General features: G+C 64.2%; 29 protein-coding genes and 1 tRNA gene. 23 read left to right on the top strand and 7 right to left on the bottom strand.

The window, feature by feature from the left end:
• Nucleotides 1-67: 67 nt before the first annotated feature.
• From AUR66_RS09170 to AUR66_RS09110, 13 genes are all read left to right on the top strand, one after another.
• A complete protein-coding gene (locus AUR66_RS09170) occupies nt 68-571 on the top strand; it encodes a 30S ribosomal protein S13 (RefSeq protein ID WP_058572142.1) in 504 nt (167 codons plus the stop codon).
• The gene (locus AUR66_RS09165; RefSeq protein WP_058572141.1) at nt 568-1,095 is read left to right on the top strand and encodes a 30S ribosomal protein S4; all 528 of its coding nucleotides are present in this window, start codon (nt 568-570) and stop codon (nt 1,093-1,095) included. Before AUR66_RS09170 ends, AUR66_RS09165 begins: the two co-directional genes overlap by 4 nt.
• Entirely contained in the window at nt 1,092-1,484 is a 393-nt protein-coding gene (locus AUR66_RS09160) for a 30S ribosomal protein S11 (protein ID WP_008320582.1), read from the top strand. The genes AUR66_RS09165 and AUR66_RS09160 overlap by 4 nt, the downstream gene beginning before the upstream one ends.
• A 6-nt stretch (nt 1,485-1,490) precedes the next feature.
• Entirely contained in the window at nt 1,491-2,273 is a 783-nt protein-coding gene (locus AUR66_RS09155; RefSeq protein WP_058572140.1) for a DNA-directed RNA polymerase subunit D, read from the top strand.
• A 149-nt stretch (nt 2,274-2,422) separates the two neighbouring features.
• Nucleotides 2,423-2,507 (top strand) — tRNA-Leu (locus tag AUR66_RS09150).
• 26 nt (nt 2,508-2,533) lie between these two features.
• Complete coding sequence (locus AUR66_RS09145; RefSeq protein WP_058572139.1) at nt 2,534-2,884, top strand: 50S ribosomal protein L18e; 351 nt, start codon at nt 2,534-2,536, stop codon at nt 2,882-2,884.
• Nucleotides 2,881-3,318 carry a 50S ribosomal protein L13 gene (locus AUR66_RS09140; protein WP_058572138.1) on the top strand — a complete coding sequence of 146 codons (438 nt, stop codon included), beginning with the start codon at nt 2,881-2,883 and terminating at the stop codon, nt 3,316-3,318. Before AUR66_RS09145 ends, AUR66_RS09140 begins: the two co-directional genes overlap by 4 nt.
• Complete coding sequence (locus AUR66_RS09135) at nt 3,312-3,710, top strand: 30S ribosomal protein S9 (RefSeq protein WP_058572137.1); 399 nt, start codon at nt 3,312-3,314, stop codon at nt 3,708-3,710. The genes AUR66_RS09140 and AUR66_RS09135 overlap by 7 nt, the downstream gene beginning before the upstream one ends.
• Before the next feature lie 12 nt (nt 3,711-3,722).
• A complete protein-coding gene (locus AUR66_RS09130; protein ID WP_058572136.1) occupies nt 3,723-3,917 on the top strand; it encodes a DNA-directed RNA polymerase subunit N in 195 nt (64 codons plus the stop codon).
• Nucleotides 3,914-4,090 carry a DNA-directed RNA polymerase subunit K gene (locus AUR66_RS09125; RefSeq protein ID WP_058572135.1) on the top strand — a complete coding sequence of 59 codons (177 nt, stop codon included), beginning with the start codon at nt 3,914-3,916 and terminating at the stop codon, nt 4,088-4,090. Before AUR66_RS09130 ends, AUR66_RS09125 begins: the two co-directional genes overlap by 4 nt.
• A 4-nt stretch (nt 4,091-4,094) precedes the next feature.
• Nucleotides 4,095-5,294: a phosphopyruvate hydratase gene (gene eno / locus AUR66_RS09120; protein ID WP_058572143.1), complete on the top strand. Its 1,200-nt coding sequence runs from the start codon at nt 4,095-4,097 to the stop codon at nt 5,292-5,294.
• Complete coding sequence (gene rpsB / locus AUR66_RS09115; RefSeq protein WP_058572134.1) at nt 5,291-6,073, top strand: 30S ribosomal protein S2; 783 nt, start codon at nt 5,291-5,293, stop codon at nt 6,071-6,073. The genes eno and rpsB overlap by 4 nt, the downstream gene beginning before the upstream one ends.
• Before the next feature lie 116 nt (nt 6,074-6,189).
• Entirely contained in the window at nt 6,190-7,350 is a 1,161-nt protein-coding gene (locus tag AUR66_RS09110; RefSeq protein ID WP_058572133.1) for an MBL fold metallo-hydrolase, read from the top strand.
• A gap of 30 nt (nt 7,351-7,380) precedes the next feature.
• Here AUR66_RS09110 and AUR66_RS09105 read toward each other — a convergent pair whose 3' ends face one another.
• Complete coding sequence (locus tag AUR66_RS09105; protein ID WP_058572132.1) at nt 7,381-8,199, bottom strand: VOC family protein; 819 nt, start codon at nt 8,197-8,199, stop codon at nt 7,381-7,383.
• A gap of 179 nt (nt 8,200-8,378) precedes the next feature.
• Here AUR66_RS09105 and AUR66_RS09100 point away from each other — a divergent pair, with 179 nt between their 5' ends.
• Complete coding sequence (locus AUR66_RS09100) at nt 8,379-9,341, top strand: zinc-dependent metalloprotease (RefSeq protein WP_058572131.1); 963 nt, start codon at nt 8,379-8,381, stop codon at nt 9,339-9,341.
• A 293-nt stretch (nt 9,342-9,634) separates the two neighbouring features.
• On the opposite strand, the gene AUR66_RS09095 is transcribed toward AUR66_RS09100, so the two are convergent.
• Complete coding sequence (locus AUR66_RS09095; protein WP_058572130.1) at nt 9,635-9,862, bottom strand: hypothetical protein; 228 nt, start codon at nt 9,860-9,862, stop codon at nt 9,635-9,637.
• A 102-nt stretch (nt 9,863-9,964) separates the two neighbouring features.
• Entirely contained in the window at nt 9,965-10,525 is a 561-nt protein-coding gene (locus tag AUR66_RS09090; RefSeq protein WP_058572129.1) for a hypothetical protein, read from the bottom strand.
• Nucleotides 10,526-10,681: 156 nt separating this feature from the next.
• Here AUR66_RS09090 and AUR66_RS09085 point away from each other — a divergent pair, with 156 nt between their 5' ends.
• The 3 genes from AUR66_RS09085 (at nt 10,682) to AUR66_RS09075 (ending at nt 15,209) form a co-directional block, all read left to right on the top strand.
• The gene (locus tag AUR66_RS09085) at nt 10,682-13,381 is read left to right on the top strand and encodes an AAA domain-containing protein (RefSeq protein WP_058572128.1); all 2,700 of its coding nucleotides are present in this window, start codon (nt 10,682-10,684) and stop codon (nt 13,379-13,381) included.
• 56 nt (nt 13,382-13,437) lie between these two features.
• Nucleotides 13,438-13,932: a DUF6789 family protein gene (locus AUR66_RS09080; protein WP_058572127.1), complete on the top strand. Its 495-nt coding sequence runs from the start codon at nt 13,438-13,440 to the stop codon at nt 13,930-13,932.
• Nucleotides 13,933-14,000: 68 nt separating this feature from the next.
• Nucleotides 14,001-15,209 (top strand): lactate racemase domain-containing protein, encoded by a 1,209-nt coding sequence (locus tag AUR66_RS09075; protein ID WP_058572126.1) that lies wholly within the window; start codon nt 14,001-14,003, stop codon nt 15,207-15,209.
• A gap of 39 nt (nt 15,210-15,248) precedes the next feature.
• Here AUR66_RS09075 and AUR66_RS09070 read toward each other — a convergent pair whose 3' ends face one another.
• Nucleotides 15,249-17,999, bottom strand: a complete 2,751-nt coding sequence (locus tag AUR66_RS09070; RefSeq protein ID WP_058572125.1) for an ATP-dependent helicase — start codon at nt 17,997-17,999, stop codon at nt 15,249-15,251.
• A 268-nt stretch (nt 18,000-18,267) separates the two neighbouring features.
• On the opposite strand from AUR66_RS09070, the gene AUR66_RS09065 reads away from it, so the two are divergent.
• Nucleotides 18,268-19,014 (top strand): MBL fold metallo-hydrolase, encoded by a 747-nt coding sequence (locus AUR66_RS09065; RefSeq protein ID WP_058572124.1) that lies wholly within the window; start codon nt 18,268-18,270, stop codon nt 19,012-19,014.
• Nucleotides 19,015-19,039: 25 nt separating this feature from the next.
• Here the strand turns inward: AUR66_RS09065 and AUR66_RS09060 are convergent, their stop codons facing one another.
• The 3 genes from AUR66_RS09060 to AUR66_RS09050 all read right to left on the bottom strand — a co-directional run bounded on the left by AUR66_RS09060 (nt 19,040) and on the right by AUR66_RS09050 (nt 21,308).
• Nucleotides 19,040-19,786 carry an isopentenyl phosphate kinase gene (locus AUR66_RS09060; RefSeq protein ID WP_058572123.1) on the bottom strand — a complete coding sequence of 249 codons (747 nt, stop codon included), beginning with the start codon at nt 19,784-19,786 and terminating at the stop codon, nt 19,040-19,042.
• A complete protein-coding gene (gene mvk / locus AUR66_RS09055; protein WP_058572122.1) occupies nt 19,783-20,862 on the bottom strand; it encodes a mevalonate kinase in 1,080 nt (359 codons plus the stop codon). Before mvk ends, AUR66_RS09060 begins: the two co-directional genes overlap by 4 nt.
• A 119-nt stretch (nt 20,863-20,981) precedes the next feature.
• Nucleotides 20,982-21,308 carry a hypothetical protein gene (locus tag AUR66_RS09050; RefSeq protein ID WP_058572121.1) on the bottom strand — a complete coding sequence of 109 codons (327 nt, stop codon included), beginning with the start codon at nt 21,306-21,308 and terminating at the stop codon, nt 20,982-20,984.
• Between the two features lie 172 nt (nt 21,309-21,480).
• On the opposite strand from AUR66_RS09050, the gene AUR66_RS09045 reads away from it, so the two are divergent.
• The 5 genes from AUR66_RS09045 to rpl12p all read left to right on the top strand — a co-directional run bounded on the left by AUR66_RS09045 (nt 21,481) and on the right by rpl12p (nt 25,391).
• On the top strand, nt 21,481-22,545 hold the full coding sequence (locus AUR66_RS09045) for a M42 family peptidase (RefSeq protein ID WP_058572120.1): 1,065 nt from the start codon (nt 21,481-21,483) through the stop codon (nt 22,543-22,545).
• A gap of 90 nt (nt 22,546-22,635) precedes the next feature.
• Nucleotides 22,636-23,115 (top strand): 50S ribosomal protein L11, encoded by a 480-nt coding sequence (locus AUR66_RS09040; protein WP_058572119.1) that lies wholly within the window; start codon nt 22,636-22,638, stop codon nt 23,113-23,115.
• A gap of 249 nt (nt 23,116-23,364) precedes the next feature.
• Complete coding sequence (locus AUR66_RS09035; protein WP_058572118.1) at nt 23,365-24,003, top strand: 50S ribosomal protein L1; 639 nt, start codon at nt 23,365-23,367, stop codon at nt 24,001-24,003.
• Entirely contained in the window at nt 24,000-25,037 is a 1,038-nt protein-coding gene (locus AUR66_RS09030; RefSeq protein WP_058572117.1) for a 50S ribosomal protein L10, read from the top strand. The genes AUR66_RS09035 and AUR66_RS09030 overlap by 4 nt, the downstream gene beginning before the upstream one ends.
• 24 nt (nt 25,038-25,061) lie before the next feature.
• Nucleotides 25,062-25,391, top strand: a complete 330-nt coding sequence (gene rpl12p, locus AUR66_RS09025; protein WP_058572116.1) for a 50S ribosomal protein P1 — start codon at nt 25,062-25,064, stop codon at nt 25,389-25,391.
• The last annotated feature ends 225 nt before the right edge of the window (nt 25,392-25,616 follow it).

Below are 25,616 nucleotides of genomic sequence, written 5' to 3'. Positions count from 1 at the left end.
CAGTGGCGTCAAGCCCCCGGGGTTCGAATCCCCGCCGCAACGCTCACAACACGAGACTTTCCAAGTCATGAGTGCAGAAGAACCACAGGACGGCTCACCGGAGGAGGGAGAGGACCTCCGTTACTTCATCCGAATTGGTCAGACCGACCTTGACGGGACGAAGACGGTAGAGCGCAGTCTGACGGACATGAAGGGTATCGGCAAGCGCACAGCGCGCATCATCGCCGACGCCGCGGAAGTCGACCGAACGGCGCTGTTCGGTAAGCTTCCCGAAGACGAAATCGACTCGGTCGTCGATGTCGTCGAGAACTTCGAGGACCACTCTCCCGAGTGGATGGTCAACCGACAGAAGGACTTCTTCTCCGGTGAGACCGCCCACATCACGGGTTCGGACCTCGAGGAAAAGCGTCGTCATGACATCAACCGCATGAAGATGATCAGCTCCTACAAAGGCGTTCGACACCAGCGCGGCCAGAAGGTTCGCGGCCAGCGGACGAAGTCCACTGGACGTACTGAAGGCACCATCGGTGTCAACGTCGAGGAGATCAAGGAGGCGCAAGCAGAAGAATGACCACTGGTAAAAACACCAAGTTCTACGAGACTCCGAATCACCCGTTCCAGGGCGAGCGTATCGCTCAGGAAGCGGACCTCCTCTCTCGCTACGGTCTCAAGAACAAAGAGGAACTCTGGCGCGCGCAGTCCGAACTGCGCAACATCCGCCGTGAGGCACGTCGCCTCCTCGGCGAAGCCCAGGGTGACACCGAGGAAGCAGAGGCGCTCGGAGCCGAGTTTATGGCACGCCTGCGCCGCTACGGGATTCTGTCCGCCGAGGACGACATCTCCCAGACGCTGCGCCTCGACGTGACGGACATTCTCGAGCGACGCTACCAGACGATTGCCTACCGCAACGGAATCGGACAGACTCCGCAGCAGGCACGTCAGTTCATCGTCCACGGCCACGTGACGATCGACGGCGCTCGAACGACCGTCCCCTCCCGTAAAGTGGAGGTCGACGAAGAGGACTCCGTGAGCTTCGACGAGACGTCGCCGCTCTCGGACGAACTGCACCCTGAGCGCGCGGAGGCCCAAGAATGAGCGAATCCGAAACTGGTGACAAGTGGGGTATCGCCCACGTACACGCATCGTTCAACAACACGCTCATCACGGTCACTGACATCACGGGCGCCGAGACGATCGTCAAGTCGTCCGGTGGCTCCGTCGTCAAGCAGAACCGTGACGAGGCATCCCCGTACGCGGCCATGCAGATGGCCGAGAGCGTCGCCGACCAGATCAAGGCGGCCGGCATCTCGGGTCTGCACGTCCGCGTCCGTGGTCCCGGTGGCAACCGGAACAAGAGCCCCGGACCCGGTGCACAGGCAACGATTCGCGCCCTCGCGCGTGCCGGTCTCGAGATCGGTCGTATCGAGGACGTGACGCCGATTCCGCACGACGGAACTCGCGCGCCGAAAAACAGCCGACTCTAACCAACCATGGCAAACGACTTCGAGGTCGAGTTCATCGAACGCGAAGACCGACGCGCCCGATTCGTCGCGCGCGGTCTGACCCCGGCGTTAGCCAACGGCATTCGTCGGGCGATGATCGCCGACGTGCCGACGTTCTCCATCGACACCGTCCGGTTCGTGGAGAACACGTCGGTCATGTTCGACGAGATGATCGGGCTTCGGCTCGGTCTGGTTCCGCTGACCACGCCCCTCGACGAGTTCGAGCCTGGTGACACCGTCACCGTCGCGCTCGAAGTCGACGGGCCGGCGACTGCGTACTCCGGGGACATCGAGTCCGCGGACGACATGGTCGTCCCCGCGGACGAGAACGTCCCAATTATCGAGCTGAAGGAAGGTCAGCGCCTCGAATTCGAGGCAGACGCCGTCCTCGGCTACGGGAAAGACCACGCCAAGAACCAAGGCGGAGTCGCAGTCGGCTACCGACACCTCCAGCGTGTGGAGGTTACCGGTGACGCCGGCGAGTTCGACGAACAAGAACCGAACATTCTCCGCGGCGTCATCGAAGAGGCCGCTGCCGAACACGCAGACGACGAGGACGCCGAAGACGGTGACCTCGTAGTCACGAGCGAGTTCGACAACGACCTGACGAAGCGGTATCCCGGTAAAGAGGTCGAAGTGCACGACGTGCCGGAAGCGTTCGTCTTCAGTGTGGAGACGGACGGTTCCTTCACGGTCGATGAGCTGGTGCTTCGCGCCGTCGCCTCGCTTGGTGGCCGCGCAGCCGAGCTCGAAGAGAAGGTCTCACTGTAAACGAATGATTACTGCCCCGTACACACAACACCGACGTTCGCCCACCCCGCGAGCAGTCAAACCCACCGACAGCGTGGCGTGTGACTGCCTCACGGTGGCCGGTCGGACCGAAGGTGTTTTTACGGGGCATGAAGTACAGCGGAATGCTTGCAGGGATAGCCAAGTCTGGCCAACGGCGCAGCGTTCAGGGCGCTGTCTCATAGGAGTCCGCAGGTTCAAATCCTGCTCCCTGCACTCCGCTTTCTCTCTGGAGGTAGACAATGAGTAAGACGAACCCGAGACTCAACAGTCTCATCGCCGAGCTGAAGGCGGTCTCGCGTGAGTCCGGTGCCAACGTCTGGCAGGATGTCGCGGACCGTCTCGAAAAGCCACGGCGCACCCACGCGGAAGTCAACCTGAGTCGCATCGAACGATACGCTCGGGAAGACGAAACCGTCGTCGTGCCCGGCAAGGTGCTGGGTAGCGGTGTGCTGCAGAAAAACGTCACAGTCGCTGCTGTGGACTTCTCGTCCACCGCTCGTAAGAAGATCGAGCAGGTTGGCGACGTCGTGACGCTCGAACAGATTGCTGAACAGAACCCCGATGGGTCCAACGTACGGGTGATCCGATGAGCCTCGCAGAATTCGACGCCGACGTCGTCGTCGACGCCAAGAACTGCATCATGGGCCGCGTCGCCTCTGAGGTCGCACAGCGCGCCCTCGCAGGCGAGAAGGTCGCCGTCATCAACGCGGAAGACGCCGTCATCACTGGCTCCGAACAGGACGTCATGGGCGTCTACCGCAAGCGCGCCGACGTCGGTTCGGACCAGGGTCCGTACTACCCGAAGCGTCCCGACCGCATCTTCAAGCGTGCCATCCGTGGGATGGTTCCGTACAAGAAGCCCCGCGGGAGCGAGGCGTTCTCGAACATCCGCGTCTACGTCGGCAACCCGTTCGACGAAGACGGCGAGATGCTCGAAGGGACCTCGCTGGACCGACTTTCGAACATCAAGTTCATCTCGCTCGGAGAGGTCTCCGAGAAGCTGGGTGCTAACGTCACATGGTAACGAACACGTCCGGTAAGAAGAAGACCGCCATCGCCCGCGCAACCGTGCGCGACGGCGAGGGTCGAGTCCGTATCAACTCCCAGCCGGTCGAGCTGGTCGAGCCGGAGATGGCTCGCCTGAAGATGCTGGAACCGTTCCGCATCGCAGGTGAGGACCTCCGCTCGCAGGTCGACATCGACGTGCGCGTCAACGGGGGCGGCGTGGCCGGTCAGGCCGACGCAGTCCGCACCGCGCTCGCTCGTGGGCTGGTGCAACACCTGAACGACGCGGAACTTCGCGACGCGTACATGGAGTTCGACCGCTCGCTGCTGGTCAACGACGTTCGCCAGTCCGAACCCAAGAAGTGGGGCGGACCAGGCGCACGCGCTCGCTACCAGAAGTCTTACCGCTGAGGTGATCTAGCCATGATGATTCCCGTCCGGTGTTTCACCTGCGGCAAGGTGATTGGCGAACACTGGGATGAATTCCAGGCCCGTGCTCGCGAGGGTGACGAGGACCCCGCAGATGTCCTCGACGACCTCGGGGTCACTCGTGCCTGCTGCCGGCGGATGATGGTATCGCACAAAGACCTCGTGGACGTCGTGTCTCCCTACCAATGATACAACGGTACAATCGATACGAGAAAGCCCGCATCCTCGGTGCGCGAGCACTGCAGGTCTCCTACGGCGCACCCGTGCTCGTAGAGACCGAGCAGACCGAGCCAATACTTATCGCCGCCGAGGAGTACGATGCAGGTGTCCTTCCGTTCACCGTGAAACGAGAGGGTGCGTGAGAACATGACTCGAATCACATCCATCTCCCTGCGCCGCGTGCTCGACTCCCGTGGAAACCCGACGGTCGAAGCCGACGTCCTCACCGCGTCCGGTGGGTTCGGTCGTGCTGCGGCCCCGAGTGGTGCGTCCACTGGCGAATACGAGGCAATCGAACTGCCGCCAACCGAGGCTATCGCAGCAGCACGCCGCCACGCGGTTCCCCGTCTCGTGGACGAAGTCCACGCGGGTAACCAGCGTGAGGTCGACCGTGCCCTGCGTGGTGCCGACGGAACCGAGAACTTCTCGGAAATCGGTGCCAACAGCGCCGTCGCCATCTCGATGGCGGCCGCGAAGGCCGGTGCCGACGTGCTCGGTGCACCCCTGTACCAGCACCTCGGTGGTGCGTTCCGCGGCGACAACTTCCCGACGCCGCTCGGGAACGTCATCGGTGGCGGTGAACACGCCAAGGAAGCCACGAACATTCAGGAGTTCCTCGCCGCACCAGTCGGTGCGCCGAGCGTCTCCGAGGCCGTCTTCGCCAACGCGAAGGTCCACGCCCGCGCGTCCGAGATTCTCGACGAGCGTGGTGTGCCTGCCGCGAAGGGCGACGAAGGTGCGTGGGCACCAGCAGTCTCCGACGCAGAGGCGTTCGAGATTATGGACGAAGCAGTCTCCGACGTCGAGGACGAACTCGGCTTCGAGATTCGCTTCGGTCTCGACATCGCCGCCTCGGAGATGTTCGAAGATGGTGTCTACCACTACGGCGACGAGACGAAGACGACAGACGAGCAGATCGACTACGTCGCCGAGATGGTCGACGAGTACGACCTCGTCTACGTCGAAGACCCCCTCGACGAGAACGACTACGAGGGCTTCGCGGACCTCACCGACCGTGTGGGAGACCGCACGCTCATCTGTGGTGACGACCTCTTCGTCACCAACGTCGACCGCCTGCAAGATGGCATCGACGTGGGTGCCGCGAACTCCATCCTCATCAAACCGAACCAGATCGGGACGCTGACCGACGCGTTCGACGCCGTCGAACTGGCCTCCCGAAACGGGATGGACGCTGTCATCTCTCACCGCTCCGGTGAGACGGAAGACACGACCATCGCACACCTCGCCGTCGCAACCGACGCGCCGTTCATCAAGACCGGCACGGTGCAAGGCGAGCGAACTGCCAAGCTGAACGAACTCATCCGCATCGCGGACGACGCAGTATGAGCGACAACGAAAACGACGCGGTGGAGGTCGCCGACGAGGAACCCGAGACGGAGACCGAAGCGGTCGCCGAGACGGGCACCGACGAGGCCGCCACCGAAGACGAGACAGCAGAGACCGCCGAGGCGGCCGACGAGGCTGCCGAGGCCGAAGAAGCAGAGCCTGAACCGGCCTTCGACGAGGACGTCATGCCCGACGAAGACGCCGACCTGCTCATTCCGGTCGAAGACTACCTGGCCGCCGGTGTCCACATCGGTACCCAGCAGAAGACCAACGACATGGTTCGGTTCATCCACCGTGTCCGTGACGATGGGCTGTACGTGCTCGACGTGAGCCAGACGGACTCGCGAATCCGCACCGCTGCGGACTTCCTCGCGAACTACGACCCAGAGCAGATTCTGGTTACGTCCTCCCGTCAGTACGGTCGGTTCCCGGCCGAGAAGTTCGCCGACGCCGTCGGCGCTCGTGCCCGCACGGGACGCTTTATCCCCGGCACGCTGACGAACCCGGACTACGCCGGCTACATCGAACCTGACGTGGTCGTCGTCACCGACCCGATTGGTGACGCGCAGGCTGTCAAGGAGGCCATCACGGTCGGTATCCCCGTCATCGCGATGTGCGACTCCAACAACCAGACGTCCAACGTCGACCTCGTCGTCCCGACGAACAACAAGGGTCGCCGTGCACTGTCGGTCGTCTACTGGCTCCTCGCCAACGAGACGCTCGACCGCCGCGGCACCGACACCGTCTACGCCCTCGAAGACTTCGAGGCGGAACTGTAGACGGGTCGACCGTTTCGAACCGACTTTTCTGACGCCAACGTCGAGAGCGACGGCGAGAGGCGTCGCCGACTCGCTCGCCACAAACCGTATTGGTCGCGGTTGCCATATCTACGCACATGGGAACACTCCTCCACCAGATTACGGTCCAGGAACTCGCGACAGACCTCGACGCTGGGAAGTCGTTCACCGTGGTGGACACCCGCCCGCCGGAGAGTTTCGACGCGTGGCACATCGCGGGTGCCGTGAACGTGCCGTACCATCCACTCGATGGCCTCGGCGGTGACTGGGACTGGGAACGCATCAGTGAACTCGCCGAAGAGGGCCCAATCGTCGTCATCTGCGGGAAGGGTCTCTCGTCCACCTCGTTCGGATTCGAACTCAGTTCTCGTGGGTACGACGACGTGACTGTCGTCAAAGGCGGCATGCAAGACTGGAGCAAACTGTACGAAGTCGTCGAACTCGACACCGAGTCAGACGACCTGTATCTCGCACAGGTACAGCGTCGCGCCAAGGGATGTCTCGGCTACGTCGTCGGGTCGAAGTCGGCGAAAGAGGCCGTCGTCGTGGACGCGACACGACAGTCCCACGAGTTCGAACTCGTCGCCGCCGACGCGGGGATGACCATCTCGGGCGTCTTCGACACACACGTCCACGCCGACCACGTCTCGGGCGGGCGCACACTGGCCGACCGACTCGGCGTCCCGTACTACATGGGTGCGAACGCCACCGACCGCGACGTGCAGTACGACTTCACACCGCTGGACGACGGCGAGTCGGTGACTGTCGGCGACGTGGAACTCGAAGCGCGCTTCGCGCCGGGACACACCTCGGACATGACGAACTACCTCGTCGACGGGCGCTACCTGCTCACCGGCGACACGCTGTTCGTCGAATCGGTCGGGCGCACGGAACTCCAATTCGGAGATGACGATGCCGCCACGGGCGCGGAACTCCTCTACGACACGCTCCACGAGCGGATTCTCTCGTTGCCGGCGGAGACGCGGATTCTCCCCGGTCACGTCTCCGTCGCCGCAGATGGGACCTACGGCGTCGCCTCGCCGGGCGAACTCGTGAGTGCGACACTCGGCGAACTCCGCGAAGAGTTGGCCCTCCTCGGACTCGACGAAGAGGCGTTCGTCCACCGCATCGCCGACGACACGCCGGAGAAACCGCCGAACTACGAACGAGTCATCGCAATCAACACGGGACGTGAGTCGGTGACGGACGAAGAAGAGGCGACTGAACTCGAACTCGGACCGAACAACTGCGCCGCCTGAGGGAGGCCAATACGGCCTACGTGCCGGTGTTCAATGGAGTTCGACCACGCCTAACCGCCGGTCGAACAGGTCGTGGTCGAACCACGCCATCCTGCGGTCGCTGAACCGTATCTCCGGGCCGAGCGAGAGCGATTGTCGCGCTCTGTCGATGTCCGTGACGCCGATGAGGAACGCACACGGACCTTCTCCGACCTCGTCGATGCGGGCGTCGAGTTCTCCGTCACCGGGTTCGCAGAGTGCTAGCGGCGTACCCGGGAGGACTGCGAAGTTGGTGAACGGACCGTTGATGTCGACGGGCGACGGGTAGCGGTGTCGCCGAGCGAACAGGGAAGCAGTCGCCTCGCGGTCACGAGTCGCGACGACGACAGTCCGCAGGCCGCGCACCGCCGTATTGTGCGACGTGCGCGGGACACGGTAGTCACGCGGGGTTCGGTCGTGGATGGTAAACGGGAGGCGCAAGTCGTCGCCCTCGAAGCACATGTCCCACTCGACGAGGCGGCCATCGGGACGCTCTCGTGCGGCCTCGTGCGGGCCGTCCACGGGGACGCCAGCGTCGATAGCCGCTTTGGCACTCGCGGCCACGTCCGGGACTTCGAGGCACCAACCCGCGGGGCCGGCGTCGGCCGCGAGGTGGGTCGGCCAGAATCCGGCGTCTTCGGCGTCGGTTCCGAGTGTCGGCGCGATGAGTTCGAGGTACGACCCGTCGGGAAATGGGACGACTGCCATGTGGGTCGTTCCGGTGCTGTGTTCCCCGCCGTACGTCGGCGTGAGACCGACTTCGTTGGCGGCGGTTCGGAGTTCGTACAACTCCATCCCACCGAACGCGACGTGGTCGATGGTTCGGTCCATACGCCCACCACGCGAGACTCCGTATAGTCTTTAGTGGGCGATTGGCTGTCGATTCGTGTCCGCTTTCGTGTTCGAGGGCGAGACGTCCGAGTGTCGCGGGCAACCCGTGCGTTCGCCCAGAGGCCCACCTCGGCGAATCGCGGCCGAAGCGTTTTGCCGTCAGCGCCCGTCGATAGCGTATGAACTTCCTTCGGAGCGTCCGGGTCGTCGCTGACGCTTCGGCGACGGGGACCGGCAACATCGACTGGGACGCCGTCGGCGAGGCCGCACGGGCAGCGACCGAACCGGGTTCGCTCGACCTCTCGCCTGTCGAACGCGAGGGGTACGCCTCAGACGTTCGAGACGCACGCGACCGCCTCTCGAAAGTCGCCGAAGTGACGTTCGACGTCCCCGACGTGGTGGAGGTACAGAATCGTCACCACTGGATAGACGCGAACGTCGAGACGTTCCGCCGGGTGATGGCCCCGTTCGAAGAACACGGGCCGGCGATACTTCCCGGCGTGACCCGCGCGGTCAACACCGGAACGTTCGCACTCGTCCTCTCGTTCCTCGGCAACAACGTCCTCGGACAGTACGACCCACTGCTCCTCGCCGAGGGCGACGACGACCACGGCCTCTACTTCGTCCACCCGAACATCCGCCGCGTCGCCGACTCACTCGACGTCGACTACCCACGATTCCGCCGCTGGATTGCGTTCCACGAGGTGTCGCACGCCGCAGAGTTCGGTGCGGCCCCGTGGCTCTCGACCCACCTCGAAAACCGGATGAACCGTGGCATCGACGCACTCGTCGAAGGTGACCTCGACCGGGACGCGTTCGCCGAACTCGACACGGCGATGACGGCAGTCGAAGGCTACGCGGAACTGCTGATGGACCGCGCGTTCGACGACGAGTACGAAGACTTGCGGCGAAAACTCGACGAACGGCGACAGGGCGGCGGCCCAATCGCCAGACTCGCCCGTCGCGCACTCGGACTCGGACTCAAACGCAGACAGTACGAACGCGGTGCTCGGTTCTTCGAGTACGTCGCAGACCACCGTGGCGTCGCTGCCGCGTCGCGTGTGTGGGACCATCCGGAGAACTTGCCGACAGATGCAGAATTGGACGCGCCCGAGCGATGGATTGCTCGGGTGTCGCCCTGAGGAGACTGCAACTCCATCAGGGTGCGCACCCGAGTTCTGATGTCGTTCAGGTCGCGCACGCACCTTGGGTAGGTACGCCGTATTGTGTCGGGAGCCCAATCCCATCACACTCGGCGTATCCGGTGAGAAACCAGGTCGTTGCCCCTGCCCTGGTTACCGGCGATATTCCGTGCTCAGGGTATAGATAAATACCCTGCGATTCAATGGCACACGTTCAAACGAGTTTACTTATTTGCACAGAGATTACACTATTGACACGTTTTCGTCGACGCCCGTCCACTACTCTCACAGCGTCACCGACGGTTTACGCCCACGAACTCGCGGCCCCAGTACGACAGAAAGACGAGCAGTGCGATGCCGAGGAGTGTTCCACCGGCGAAGGCGATACCGACCTGGGGAAGTGCCGCATCTGCGGCGAGGGCGATGAACCCGGCGGAGATACCGACGAGCAGGACGAACCCAATCTGGAGGCGATAACTGGCGAGTCGCATCTCGTCGTCACTCAAACTCGGTCCTACCATCGCGTCACCCACGTCTCCTCCCCGAGTGCATGTGTCGGTCGGGCCGTCTCCCGATTGTCCATGTCGAGTCGTCGTGTCGAGACGGTTTGAAACCGATGGCTCTCAGTGGAACCCGCGGTCCACTTCGTCCGTCTCGATGAGGTCGTCGAGTTCGGCAGCGAGGAGGTCGTTCGCGTCGGTGAACTCGTCTGTCAACTCGTCGAGTCTGTCGGGTCGGGCGTCGAACTCGTAGTCCATCGGCCCGAACGCGGGACTGTCGAGTGCCTCCATCACGTCGGTGAAGAAGTCGTCCGGCGTCGTCGGGGCCTCCGCGTGGACTTTCACGGTCTCTTCGAGTCGTCGGGCCATCGACGTGGCCTCGTCTTCGTCTTCTGGTGGTCGCTGAACGCCGAATCGACCAGTCTCTTCGTCGGGGTCGCGAGTCGGAAACAGCGGTTCTAAGCCGTCGTCGATACGCCGGGCGACTCGCGTGCCGACGCCACGTACCTCGTACGGATTCTTCGCGTACGTCTTGAGTTGGTAGACACCGACGTCGCGGTGGCTGAGAAAGAGGTCCTCGCCGAGGCCCCCGCGTCGACTTCCCGCGACGGCGCGCCACGCGCCGGGGTCGCGGCCTTCTTCGACGACGTCCGAGAGGATGTCTTGCCAATCTCTGACGCGCATGAACGGTGGTACCGCGGCGGCGAGAAAGAACGTGACGGTTAGTGTCGGTCGAGAGATGGGTCGTCTCGGTACGGAGACGGGTCACGTGGAGATGGCCGTGACGAAAAACCCGGGCGACCGACGCCTATTTGCCCGTCCCTCTCCGACGGTTTCGACGTGAATCTTCGCGGTCCACTCGTCGACGTGGGCGACCCACGTGAGGTCGAGACGCGGTACGGAGAGCGCTCGCTGGCCGAGGTGACGCTCCGCCCCGAGGGTGGGACGGCAGACCCCGTCACCGTCACCCTCTGGGGGAAGTGGACGCACGCCGCCGAACACGCCGAACCGGGGATGGATATCCTCGTCACCGACGTGGACGAGTCGGAGTACCGTGGCGAGACGACGTACGCGACGGGGAAGGAGTCGTTCGTCGTCGTCGAACCCGACTTCCTCGTGGACGTGACCGACATCCGGTCGTGGGTCCAGTGTTCGCGGATGTACTACCTCAACAAACTCTCGGGCATCCCGCTGAACTACCCCGTCGTCAAAGGGACCATCGTCCACGAGGTGTTCGGCGACTTACTCCGTGGTCGTGACCTCGACTCGTCCATCGACGAGCGTATCGAAGAACGCGGCCTCGAACTCGGGTTGCTCGGCCGCGAGACGGAGGAAGTCGCCGACGAAGTTCGCCGAAACGCCGCCGCCATCGAGGGGTGGCTTTCGCAGGGTGTCCTCACCGACGAAGACGAGTGGCGCTCTGAGTACACGCTCATCTCGCCGACGTTCGGCATCAAAGGACGCGCCGACGCCCTTCGCCGCGGGTCGCCCGTCGAACTCAAGACCGGGAAGAACCTCAAGCGCGACCCCCGATTCCAGGACAAGATTCAGGCCGCCGCCTACGCCCTCATCCTCCACGAACGCGGCGTGCCGGTCGATACCGGGACGCTCCTCTACACCAAAAACACGACGCTGGACCGAACCGAAGAGTCCGGCGACCTCTCGCCGGCCAAGGACTTCTCTATCGGACGTGGCTTGCTCGAATTCGTCGTCCGCACGCGAAACGAAATCGCCGCGATGGAATACGACGTGTCGGTGCCGACTGGGTACGAGTCGAACTCGAAGTGCCAGTACTGCTTCGAGAAAGACACCTGCATGGTCGTCTCCGGGCGTCTCGGACAGGAGTCGAAAGCCGGTCAGATTGGCACCCCCGTCCCCGAAGACGAACGCGCGTACTTCGACCGATTCTATCGCGCCCTCGAAGAAGAGCGTCGAGAGGTCCACACCGAGTACCGCAAACTCTGGGAACAGTCGCCCGAAGAACGCGCAGACGACGACCGGGCGATTATCGGCCTCGAACCACTCGGTTCGGAAGAACAACCCGACGGCACGTGGAAACTTCGTGCCCAGAAGACGGACGACGCGGTGTCCAAACTTCGCGAAGGCGACGTTGCCCTCGCAAGCGACGGCCATCCCGTCGAGGGCCACGCCGAACTCGCACGCATCGTCGAACTCGGCGAGGAAGTCGTCGTCACGACGGACGAACCGGTCCCGCTCCGTCGCCTCGACGTGTACCCCTCGGAACTCAACGTCGCTCGCCTCCTCACGGCACTCCACGACGCCGTGCTGAAGGGGTCGCCCGAGCGCAAGGACGTGTTGTTCGACCGCCGGGACCCCGAGTTCGCAGACCGGTCGGCCGGCGAGACGTACATCGACAACAACGAGGCGCAAGACGAGGCAGTGAGTCTCGCCGTCGACGCCGACGACGTGGCACTCATCCACGGGCCGCCGGGAACGGGGAAAACGTACACTATCGCCCGAACGATTCGCGCCCTCGTCGAAGACGGCAACCGCGTCTTGCTCTCGGCGTTTACGAACCGCGCGGTGGACAACGCACTCGAAGCCCTGCGCGACCAGGGATTCGAGGACAGCGCGGAGCAAAGCTCCGCTGGCGGTCGGCGATTCGCCGACAATGTCGTCCGCGTCGGCACCGAGTCGGGCGTCCGTGAGGACATGCTCGACGTTCGCCTCTCTCGAAGCGGCGACCCGAACACACTCGCGAGCGCACTCCACGACGCGCCAGTCGTCGCCGCGACGACTGCCTCCTGCGGGTCGCGCGTGATGCGCGAACAGTCCTTCGACGTGGCACTCGTGGACGAGGCGTCCCAACTCACCGAACCGGGGACACTCGCCGCCGTGAACCTCGCCGACCGATTCGTCCTCGTCGGCGACCACAAGCAACTCCCCCCGGTCGTCCGCGCGGAGAACGACCTCCAGACCTCGCTCTTTCAGCGACTCATCGAAGCACACCCCGAGGCGTCGGTGATGCTCGACCGCCAGTACCGGATGTCCCAGCGGATTCAGGCGTTCGCCTCCGCCGAGTTCTACGACGGCGCACTCCGCCCGGCGACGGGCGACGTTGCGGCCCAACACCTCCGTGACCTGGGCGTCGACACTGGAGACTTGCCCACCGAACTCGCGGACCAAGTGACGTTCGTCGACCCCGATGGCCGTCGTGTCGGCAACACCAACCCGACCGAAGCAGACCGCGTCGCCGACGTCGTCGCCGCCTACGAGGCCGCGGGCGTCGACGCCGACGACATCGGCGTCATCGCCCCGTTCCGCGCGCAGGTCGCCGAAATCTCCCGCCGGACCGACGTGACCGTCGATACCGTCGACCGATTCCAGGGGTCGTCGAAGGAGGTCATCGTCGTCTCGTTCGTGGCGACTGGTGACCTCGACGGGCCGTTGTTCGAGGACCATCGCCGCATCAACGTCGCCCTCACGCGGGCGAAGAAGGCACTGTGTCTCGTCGGTGACGCCGACGCCCTCGCTTCAGACCCGTTCTACGACCGGATGCTCCGGTGGGCGCGCCGGTAGATATTATGTCGTTTTATGAAGAACAGTTTTCCTCGTGAGCTGCGTTAGTACATCACATGGTAGACGCCCAGACAGAAACCACGTCACAGGTCGCCGTCGAACGTGAGGAGGCGAAGGGTATCGGCGTTCGAGAGATTTCGTCGAGTGCCCTCGGTGGCGTCGTCGGGACACTCGCCATGGCACCGTTCCTCGGTATCGCGTGGCTTCTCGGTGCCATCGAACCCGAGGCGTTCGCTGCGTTGGCGACTATCGTCGGGTTGGGTTCGAGTTTCCCCATCGGTGCGTTCATCTTCGTCGGCGGCGGTATCGTGACGCTCCCGATACTCTTCGTCTCGCTCGGGATGTTCATGCCCGGCCGGACGGTACGACAGAAAGGTGCCGTCTTCGGCGGCATCATGTGGACGGGGTTCATCGTCGCCTTCTTCACTGGCCAGGTTGGGTTGACTCTCGTCACCTACCTCGCGTTGACGCTCGTCGGCCACCTCGCCTACGGTGCCGCCCTCGGTTCGGTCTACGGACGACTCGCTGACGTGCCCGAGTATCAGGTGTGACGACCGACGGCGATACCGGGGTGACGACTCGCCGATAGATTCACCTTTGCTCTACCGTACCCCGTGGCATGGACCTTCCACACGGAGACGGGACCATCTCCCTCTCGCTCCCGTCGTGTGACGTGGACGTTGCTCGCCCTCCCGGCCGCGACCCGGTCGACCCCCGAACCGCCGCGGAGGTGGCGATGGAGAACCCACACGGCCCACCACTCGCGAGTCTCGTCGACCCGGTGGACGAGGTTGCCATCGTCGTCACCGACGTGACGCGCGACACGCCCGACGACGTACTCGTAGACGTGTTGTTCGAGCACCTCCCGGTCCCGCGCGAGAACGTGACTATCGTCGTCGGACTCGGATTGCACCGGCCGATGACCGACGCGGAACTCCGCGACGGACTCGGCGAGTACGCACCCCTCGCAGTGAACCACGACCCGCACGCGGCGGTCACGCTCGGTGCCGTCGATGGGTGTCCCATCGCGGTTCACCCCGCCGTCGCCGACGCCGACGTGGTCGTCTCGACAGGGATGGTCGAACCCCACCAGTACGCCGGCTTTTCCGGCGGCGCGAAGACAGTCGTCATCGGCGCGGGTTCGGAAGCAATCATCCGCTACACGCACGGGCCAGAGATGCTCTCACGAGACGGGGTTCGCCTCGGCCGCGTCCGCGGGAACCCATTTCGGGAGACCCTGGACCGCGCGGGACTCGTCGCCGGTCCCGACTTCTGTCTCAACGTGACGAAGGGACCGGACGGATTCCTCGGTGCCGCCGCGGGCGACCCCGCCTCGGTCGTCAGGTCGCTCGCGTCGACTGCTCGTGATGCACTCTCCGTCTCGGTCGATGCCGACTACGATGCCGTCGTCTGTGGCGTGGGTGCGCCGAAAGACGCGAACCTCTATCAGGCGACCCGCGCGGCGACCTACGTCGCCCTCGGAGACTGTAATCCACTCACTGCCGGCGGCCGACTCGTCGTCCCCGCGGCACTCGACGAGGGTGCGGGCGAGGGAACGGGAGAACAGCGGTTCTTCGACGCGCTCTCGTCGGCCACGGACGCCGACTCGCTCTACGAGTCGATGCGGGCAGGATACGAACCGGGTGCCCAGCGAGCCTTCGTCGTCGCGCGCGTCCTCTGCGAGCACGACGTGTTCGTGACGAACTCGACGGCACCCGACGTAGTCGACGCGTGTCTCATGCACGCTCGCGAGTCAGTCGAGGACGCGGTGGAACCCGGTAGTCGCGTCCTCGTCGTCCCGGACGCGTTGAACACGCTGTTGGTCTGAGGAACTGCAGGTCGGGGACTCGGTGGCCGAGGAACTGTGTCAGTTCACGTCGATTCCGATGTCGTCCTCGCCGATTTCGTCGAGGACGCGTTCGTGGAACTCGCGAAGCGCCGCGCTCTCGTCTTCGGCGAGCACCACGTCGCTCGCCATCAGTGTGGCGAGGCCAAACGCGCGGGGCGTCGGCGTCGACACCTGATGGTCGACGACGTCCACGTCGCCGGCTTGAATCGCCGCCAACACGTCCTCGATGGCGGCGAGGTTCAGTTTGTCTTCGAGAATCTCGCGGTAGGTCTCTTCGACGACGGCGAACTCGTCTAAGTCCTGTGCGAACGACAGCAGCATCTCGGACGAAACCTGCTGTTGGGCCGCCGTCTTCTCGTAGCCCTTGTAGCGCTTGAGAATCATGAGCGAGCGCGTCGCGTTGATGCGGAAGTAGCGCTTCAGGAGGTCGGTTCCGTCGAGTGCGGCCCGCAGGTCTTCGGCGACGGTGTCCGGGTCGGCCTCACGGAGGATGGTCCCGAGGTCCACCTTTCGGTTCAGCGGCATCGAGATGGAAAATCCGTTGTCGGCGACGGCAACCTGCACGTTCGCGTTGGTCCGGCGGGCGCAGTGGTACGCGAGGAGGCGCGAGAGGCCGTCGTTGAACTGTCTGCCGTAGGTGCAGTGGACGTAGTAGTGCCGGCGGTAGGTCTCGCGGTCGAGTTCCGTCTCGACGACGAGTCGGTTGGGTGTCGCCACGCTCTCGGGACCGGTGTACCGAACCTGCTCGTCGAACATGCGCGTGACGGCGCGGACGCTGTTCTCGTCCAGCGGAAGGTCACGAAGCCACGTGCGAACGGCGGGTGGGCCGCCGGATTGCAGTCGGTCGACGATTTCCTGTTGGAAGGCGGCTATCTCACGGCCGAGGTCGTACGATAGCGGCAGGCGCTCGGAGAACCACGAGGGGACGGTTGGCCGCTGTGAGGTTCGGTCGACGTACACCTTCGACCCGCGGCGGTAGCGGTAGGCGAAGTGGTCGCCGCCGAGGACGAACACGTCGCCTTTCTCCAGCGTGTCGAGGTAGCCTTCGTCCAGTGTGCCGACCCACTGGTCGGCCCCGCGGACCAACACGTCGCAGGTAAAGGAGTCGGGGATGGTCCCGATGTTGGTCATGTAGATGACGCGCGCCATCCGTCCGCGCTTGCCGACGAGTGGTTCCCCGACGGGGTACTCCTCGTAGTGGTGTTCGCCGTCTGGCGGGTCGTTCGTGTCGCGCCAGACCTTCGCGTAGACGTTCTTGTCTTCGAGGCCGTCGTAGTCGGCGGTGAGGTAGCGGAACAGACGCTCGAAGTCGTCGTCCGAGAAGTTTCGGTACGGGTACGCTCGACGGAGCGTCTCGCGGACTTCGGTCTCGGGGCGGATTTGGTTGATTGCCATCCCGTAGACCTGCTGGGCGGCCACGTCGAAGGCGTTCTCCGGGATGAACACGCGGTCCACGAACCCCTCTTCGGCCTTCGTGAGCATCACCGCGCACTCGACGAGTTCGTCTCTGTCGAGTGCGATGACGCGGCCTTCGACGGTCTGGCCGAGTTGGTGGCCCGCCCGCCCGACACGCTGGAGGAGTGCCGCAACCGACTTTGGCGACCCGACCTGCACCACGAGGTCGATGTGGGGCATGTCGATGCCGAGTTCGAGACTCGTAGACGTGGTGACGACCTGTAACTCACCGGCTTTCAGTTTGGACTCTATCTCCTGTCTGCGCTCTTTCGAGAGACTCCCGTGGTGACACCCGGAGTTCGTCTCGTCGATGTCGGGGTACGTCTCCCGGAGGTTGTGCAGGACGCGTTCCGCTCCCGAACGGGTGTTCGTGAAGACGAGCGTGTTCGTGTGCGAGGTCACGAGTTCGTGGAGTCGGTCGTAAAAGCGCGTCTGGACCTCCGCGCGCGGCGTTCGAATCAGGTCGTCTGTCGGACACTCCAGTTCGATGTCGAAGTCGCGGACGAATCGCGTGTCGACGAGTTCGTACTCCCGAGGCTCACCGTCTTCGTACCCGACGAGGAACTCACCGACGGTGTCGAGCGGTTCGACCGTCGCAGAACACCCGATGCGCGTCGGCGACGACTCGGCGAGGTCCTCTAACCGCTCTAGCGAGACGGAGAGGTGCGTCCCGCGTTTGTTCTCGGCCAGACTGTGAATCTCGTCGACGACGACGTACTCGACGGTTCGGAGTTTCTCTTTGAACTTCGGCGAGTTGAGCAGGATGGCGAGCGTCTCTGGCGTCGTGTTGAGGATATGCGGCGTCTTCTCCAGCATCTTCTGCCGGTCCGACGACGACGTGTCACCGTGGCGGATGGCGTGCCTGATGTCGATGGTCTCGTCGCGTTCGGCGGCGATGTCGGCGATTCCCGAGAGCGGTTCGGTGAGGTTCCGATGGATGTCGTTGGCGAGTGATTTCAGCGGCGAGACGTAGAGACAGTACACCGAGTTATCGAGGCCGTCGGGCGACTCGCGGTCCCGACGGAACAACTCGTCGATGATGGCCGTGAAGGATGCGAGCGTCTTCCCTGACCCCGTGGGCGCACAGATGAGGGCGTTTCGCTCCTCGTGGATGAGTGGAATCGCCCCGCGCTGTGGCGGGGTGAAAAAGCCGCCGTTGCCGGGGACGAACGCGCCGAACTGGTCGACCCACCACTCCTGGACGGCGGGTTCCAGTAGGTCGAGGACGTCCTCGTCGGCGACGGCGACCGACTCGGGGTCGAAGTCGTAGTCGTCCCGCTTCGCAGTGAGCAGGGAACGGCCACGCTGAGTCATTACCTCGGGGTTAGCCTCCGCAGGTATGAGGGTTGTGCCACGGCAGGGGTTGTCGTCGTGGTCGCGCGCTGTCAGTCTCCCAGTCGCGGGTCGGCCACCTCTCTGAGCGCGTCGCCGAGGACGGCGAAGATGCTGTGGGAGAGGAGGGTGCGAATACGGGACACAGGATATTGATGAAAATAATCATGCAGAACATCAAGATTTTCATCTCAACGAATCGGTCAGACCGAACACAAGGACTAACGCGGGAAACGTGCTATACTGACCCATGCGCGTCACATTCCTCGGCACCGGGAGCGCGATGCCCGTCTCGGGCCGTGCACAGTCCGGTCTCCTCCTCGAATCGGATTCGAACACCCTCCTCGTCGATTGCGGGTCCGGCGTCCTCGCGCGACTCGCCGAAACCGACGTCGGATACGAAGGCGTCTCCTCGGTGCTTCTGACGCACCTCCACCTCGACCACGTCTCGGACCTCATGGCACTCGTCAAAGCCCGATGGCTGGTCGGCGAAGACGACCTGGAAATCGTCGGTCCGGAAGGGACCGAGGCACTCGTCGACGGCCTCTTCGACGTACACGACTACATGAAAGACCGACTCGACATCTCCGTCCGAGAGGTCGGCCCGCACGAGTTCGGTATCGCCGGATTCGACGTGATAGGCTACGAAGTGCGACACTCCATACCGACGCTCGCCTACCGCTTTACGAACGACTTGGGCGAGTCTGACCTCGTCGTCTCGGGCGACACCGAGGCGTTCGAGGGACTCACCGACTTCGCCGACGGCGCGAGCGTCCTCGTCCACGACTGCTCGTTCCCGGACGACGTGGACGTGTCGAACCACCCGACGCCGACCAAACTCGGCGAGACGCTGACCGGACGCGACATCGACACAGTGTTTCTCACGCACCTGTATCCCCACGCTGACCGCGTGACAGACGAACTCGTCGAACGCGTGAACGCGCACTTCGACGGCGAGGTGAAGGTGGCAGAAGACGGGATGGTCGTCGAGTTCTGAGGAGTCGATTCGGCGCCGGGGGCGTTTACTCGCCGCGGATGACGGTTCCGGGAGACTCGCCCGCGACGAATGCCGAGAGGCCGTCTGGGCCGAAGACGTGCGCCGGTGCGCCGAGTGCGAGCAACTTCCGAACTTTTGCGGCCATGCCGCCGGTCACGTCCGTGGACTCAGACCCGCCGAGTGCGTCGGCGGCGTCCTCGAACGCCGTAATCTCCGGAATCACGTCGCCGTCGGTGTCGAGGACCCCCGGAACCGTCGAACAGAGGCCGACCCGGTCGGCGTCGAGACCAGACGCGAGCGAGACGACCAGGTCGTCGCCGCTGACGATAGTCGCGCCCTCGCCCGCGTGGGCGATGACATCTCCGTGGAGCACTGGGACGAACCCTTCTGCGAGCATCGTCTCCGTGGCGGCGAGTGGAAGCGAGAGCGACCCATCCGCAGTGCGCGCACCGGCAGAGAGCGGGTGAACTGGAAGCGCCGGTACGTCACGCGCCGCGAGGGCGTCGAGGACGGCGTCGTTCAGGCGCTTCATCGCGTCGTGGATGGCGCGGACGCCGACAGCGTCGTGGGTACCGGTCTCAGACGAGACGCCGTGGTCGGCGGCGTGGTGGTGGCCGAAACTCCCGCCGCCGTGGACGACGACGACCTGCCCAGACGCGGCGAGGGATGCGACGGCGTCCGCGGCGGCGGCGAGGCCGTCGTCGTCCACCGTCTCGGGTTCGTCTTTGTCGGTGACGACGCTCCCGCCGAGTTTGAGGACGACGAGGCTCACGTGGAGTCCCCCACGAGGGTGTCGTCGCCGTCGGTCGTCGGCTCGTCCCCGTCAGTTGCTGGCGGTTCTTCCACGCGGACGCCCTCGATGGCGAGTTCGGCGCGGAAGGCGTCTTCGCACCCCGGTGTGAATCGGAGACCGGTCTGTGACTCAGGCGTCGGGTCGAGTGCGACGATGCACCCACCGCCGCCTGCACCCGTCAGTTTCGCGCCGTGGGCACCGGCCTCGCGGGCCGCCCAGACCATCGAATCGAGCGACCGAGAGGAGACACCGAGCGCTTCGAGCAGGCCGTGGTTGAAGTTCATGAACCCGCCGAGTTCAGAGAGGAGTTCCTCGGTCGGTTCCTCGTCGGGGTCCGCGTCGGCGAGGAGTTCCTCGCCACGCCGGACGATGTCGCCGATGGTGGAGACGGTGTCGGCGGCGAAGTCGTACCGCTCGCGGAGTTCACGAACGCCGGAGACGAGTGCGCCGGTGTCGCCCGCGCCGCCGTCGAATCCGATGACGAACGGGAGCGCCGGTGCATCTATCGTCCGGCAGTCGTCGCCTTCGACACGGACGGCACCGCCCATGGCCGAACAGAACGTGTCCGCACGTGAGGCCTGTCCGTCTTGGACTTCGTACTCCGCTTGGTACGCGCGGTCAGCAATCTCTCGGGGGGAGAGTTCCACGCCAAGTTCGCGCGTCGCGGCGTCGATGCCGGCGACGACGACGGCGGCCGAGGACCCAAGGCCCGCGCCCAGTGGGATGTCGCTCTCGACGCTGATGTCGAACCCAGCGTCGGGGACGCCGGCGGCGTCGCGGGCCTGTTCGACGGCGGCATCGATGTAGCCCATCGCGGCCTCGACGAGCGGTGCTGGAACGTCGACGTCCGGCCGGCCGCCCGTCGAACCGCTGTACTCGACGGTGAAGCCGTTGAGACTCAGGTCTTCGGCACGGACCCGGACGTGGTCGTCGTCACGGAGCGAGACGGAGACAGTCGCCCGGCGCTCGACGGCACACGGGACTGCCGGTTCGCCGTAGACGACTGCGTGCTCCCCGAACAGGTACACCTTGCCGGGAGCGCTCGAAACGGTCATGTTCCGGGCTTTCTGTGGGACTCGCTTAAGCGTATCCGACCGGCGTCGTCACTGGGCGGGTGGGTCACAAAGAACGGAGACGGGGACGGTGTGCGGGCGGTGCTGGCGTCGTCGCCGGTTCAGGCACCGATTTCGACTTCTTCGCGGTCGTCGAGGTCGGCCAGTTCGTCGAGGTCGTCGCCGCCGCGACCACGGATGAAGCGGACGATTGCCGCGATACCGACGAGGAGGACGAGACCGACCAGCATCGACATCGCGCGACTGCCGCTGGATTCGTCTTCCTCTTCGGCTTCGATTTCGATGTCGTACTCTTCGGCGTCCGATTCGAGTTCTGCTTCGTAGTCCTCAGACATCTCTTCGCTCTTCCCGAAGAACGGTCCGCGGCTGGAAGGGCTGAACTCGAAGCCGTCGTGCAGGTGTACCTCGAAGAGGGTAAAGTCGGCCATACACATCAATACGCTCACAAGAGTGATAGTCGTTGTGGCGATACTCACCGGGTGGAAACGTTCGGTAGGTTGGTCTCCACTCTGGGCTCTGTGCCACCTGCGGCGCTTCCGTCGCGACAGGCAGGACCGGATTTTCGCTGTATTCTTGACGCACGCCCTGTGAGTAACGGACATGGACGACGACCAACGTTCTTTCCTCGACGCGCTACTCACGACACCCAGCCCCTCCGGGTACGAGACCGACGGACAACGCGTCTGGGTCGACTACGTCTCCCAGTTCGCCGACGACGTGACGGTCGACGCCTACGGCAACGCCGTCGCAGTCCACGAAGGGTCGGGTGACGGTCCCGAAATCGCGTTCACGGGCCACGCCGACCAGATTGGCTACATCGTCCGCGACATCGACGACGACGGGTTCGTCCGCATCGGCCCCATCGGCGGCGCTGACCGCACCGTCTCGAAAGGCCAGCACGTGACCGTCCACAACGAGGACGGCGACGTCCCCGGCGTCATCGGCCAGACGGCCATCCACCTCCGCGACGTGGGCAAAGAAGAGTACGACGACCTCGAAGAGCAGTTCGTCGACATCGGCGTCACGAGCAAAGGCGACGCCAAAGATTACGTCGAAGTCGGCGACCCCGTGACCATCGAAGGGCGAGTCCGTGACCTCGCAGGCGACCGCATCGCCGCCAACGGGATGGACAACCGCGTGGGGACGTGGTCCGCCGCCGAAGGACTGCGTGCCGCCGTCGACGCAGACGTGGACGCCACTGTCTACGCCGTCAGCACGGTCCAAGAAGAAGTCGGCGTGCAGGGCGCGAAGATGGTCGGCTACGACCTGAACCCCGACGCGATGGTCGCCGTGGACGTGACGCACGCGACGGACAACCCGGACGTCCCGGGCAAGGCCAAAGGTCCAGTCGAACTCGGTGAGGGACCATCCATCTCCCGCGGGAGCGCCAACCATCCGAACGTCGTCACACTCGCCCGCGACGCCGCGGCCGAAGCCGACATCGACGTGCAACTGGAGGCGACCGGCACGTACACCGGCACGGACGCCGACGCCTTCTACACGAGTCGCTCCGGCATCCCCTCGCTCAACATCGGCATCCCGAACCGCTACATGCACACGCCAGTCGAAGTCATCTCGACCGAGGACTTAGACGACGTGGCCGCACTCCTCGGGGCGATGGCAGCGCTCGCAGGGGACGTCGAGTCCTTCGGCGTCGAACTGTAGACGGCTTCCGACTCCCACCTGTGCGTAGTCTTCTCACACGCCTCCCGGCGAAAGAAAACCGTTAAAAGTCGCCACACGGTGTTTCCACGTATGGCTGGAACTATCGAAGTACTCGTTCCCGGCGGGAAGGCGAACCCCGGTCCGCCGCTCGGCCCGGAACTCGGCCCGACCCCCGTCGACGTGCAGGACGTCGTCAACCAGATCAACGACCAGACGGCAGCGTTCGACGGCATGGAAGTGCCCGTCACCGTCGAGTACGAGGACGACGGTTCGTTCTCTATCGAGGTCGGTGTCCCGCCGACGGCTGCCCTCATCAAGGACGAGGTCGGATTCGAGACTGGCAGCGGCGAGCCCCAGAAGGACTTCGTCGCCGACATGTCCATCGAACAGCTGAAGAAGGTCGCCGAGCAGAAGTCCTCTGACCTGCTCGCGTACGACCTCAAGAACGCCTCGAAGGAAGTCGCCGGCACGTGTGCGTCGCTCGGCGTCACCGTCGAGGGCGAAGACGCGCGGACGTTCAAAGACCGCATCGACGGCGGCGAGTTCGACGACTACTTCGACGACGAGTAATCGTCTCGCCACGTCGAACCGCACTTTCCGTCGGGCCGAGTCTACTCGGCCCGTTTCTCCTCTCCAGAACACGGATAGCGTCGCGTGGCTGCATGTGTCGCCGTCACACGCGAAACGGCCGAATTCGGCCGCCTCGACGCCCTTTCTTCGACGGACTTAAGTTTGGCCTACTCGTCCTGCCGGACGAGGCAGGCAGTAGCCTGTTTCACTGACCCGTAGGAGCAATCCTGCGTACTACGGAGGTGAATAATGGCAGACACAATAGTTGACGCAGTCTCTCGCGCACTCGACGAGGCACCTGGGCGGAACTTCCGCGAAACGGTTGACCTCGCCGTGAACCTGCGCGATTTAGATCTTAACGACCCGTCGAAGCGTGTCGACGAGAGTATCGTACTCCCGTCTGGCACCGGCCAGGACACCCAGATTGTGGTGTTCGCGACCGGTGAAACCGCGCTCCGCGCTGAAGATGTCGCTGACGACGTTCTCGGACCAGACGAACTCGAGGACCTCGGTGACGACTCTGATGCGGCGAAAGACCTTGCCGACGAGACCGACTTCTTCGTTGCCGAGGCAGCACTGATGCAGGACATCGGTCGCTACCTCGGTACCGTCCTCGGTCCTCGTGGTAAGATGCCGACCCCGCTTCAGCCCGACGACGACGTCGTCGAGACGGTGAACCGGATGAAGAACACGGTGCAACTCCGCTCCCGTGACCGACGCACGTTCCACACGCGCGTCGGCGCGGACGATATGACTCCCGACGAAATCGCGGAGAACATCGACGTTATCGTTCGTCGTCTCGAGGCGACGCTCGAAAAGGGCCCCCTCAACATCGACTCTATCTTCGTGAAGACGACGATGGGTCCGTCCGTGGAGGTGCCCGCATGAGCGAGTCTGAGACCCGACAGACGGAAGTCATTCCGCAGTGGAAGCAGGACGAAGTCGACGCACTCGTCGAATTCGTCGAATCCTACGAATCCGTCGGTGTCGTGGGCGTCGCGGGCATCCCGAGCCGCCAGCTCCAGGCCATGCGCCGCGAGCTTCACGGCTCGGCACAGGTGCGCATGAGCCGTAACACGCTCGTGAACCGCGCGCTCGACGAAGTCGACGACGGCTTCGAGGAACTCAAGGAGTACGTCGCCGGTCAGGTCGCCCTCATCGGCACGAACGACAACCCGTTCGCCCTGTACAAGGAGCTCGAGGCGTCGAAGACGCCCGCGCCCATCAACGCTGGCGAGGTTGCCCCGAACGACATCGTCATCCCTGAGGGTGACACGGGTGTCGACCCGGGTCCGTTCGTTGGCGAACTCCAGCAGGTCGGAGCGTCCGCTCGCATTATGGACGGCTCCATCAAGGTGACCGAAGACTCTCACGTCCTCTCGACGGGCGAGGAAGTCTCCGAGGAACTCGCGAACGTCCTGGCAGAACTCGGTATCGAGCCCAAGGAGGTCGGTCTCGACCTTCGTGGCGTCTTCTCCGAAGGCGTCCTGTTCGAACCCGACGAACTCGCCATCGACGTGGACGAGTACCGCGCCGACATCCAGTCGGCCGTCGCCGCCGCGACCAACCTCTCGGTCAACGCGGTCTACCCGACCGCTCAGACCGCGCCGACGCTCATCGCGAAGGCGACCAGCGAGGCCAAATCCGTCGGTCTGTTCGCCAACATCGAGAGTCCGGACTTCATGCCGGAACTCATCAGCAAGGCGGACGGCCAGCTCCGGGCACTTGCCGCCCAGATCGACGACGAAGAGGCACTCCCTGAGGAACTCCGCGGCGTCTCCGCGCAGAGCGCGGAACCCGCAGAGGAAGACGAATCGACCGACGAAGAAGAAGCAGAAGCAGAGGCCGAAGAGGCTGACGCCGACGACACCGACGAGGAAGACGACGGTGACGCAGGCGACGCTCTCGGCTCGCTGTTCTAACAACACACAACGAGGAACACAACAATGGAATACGTCTACGCCGCACTCATCCTGAACGAGACGGAAGAAGAGATCAACGAAGAGAACATCACCGCAGTGCTCGACGCCGCTGGCGTCGACGTCGAAGAGTCCCGCGTCAAGGCGCTCGTCGCCGCGCTCGAGGACGTCGACATCGAAGAGGCCATCGAGACGGCCGCCGCTGCCCCCGCTCCCGCGACGGGCGGCGCTGGTGGCGAAGTCGAGGCCGCTGACGACGACGACGAAGAGGAAGCCGCCGAAGAAGAGGCCGCTGAAGAAGACGAAGACGAAGACGAAGAGGCAGACGGCGAAGGCCTCGGCGCTCTCTTCGGCTAAATCCTCGCGAGACACACGCCGCACACGCGGCGCGACTCGCTTCCCAATTCTGCATTTTTCTTCGGACCCGAGAGCGGCAGCGCTCGGTGTCGACTCACGGTGGCCGCTTACCGACCCATCACCGTCAGTTGCCAGCCCAGCAGAGCCGTAGGTTCATATCCCAAGCCGGGGCCACCTCCGTGCGATGTCGTTCACTGGGGCGCTCGGACTCGTCGCCACCGACCC

It is taken from the genome of Haloferax profundi (genome assembly GCF_001469865.1).
Taxonomy (GTDB): Archaea; Halobacteriota; Halobacteria; order Halobacteriales; family Haloferacaceae; genus Haloferax; species Haloferax profundi.
This window is presented reverse-complemented; position numbering and strand designations above follow the sequence as displayed.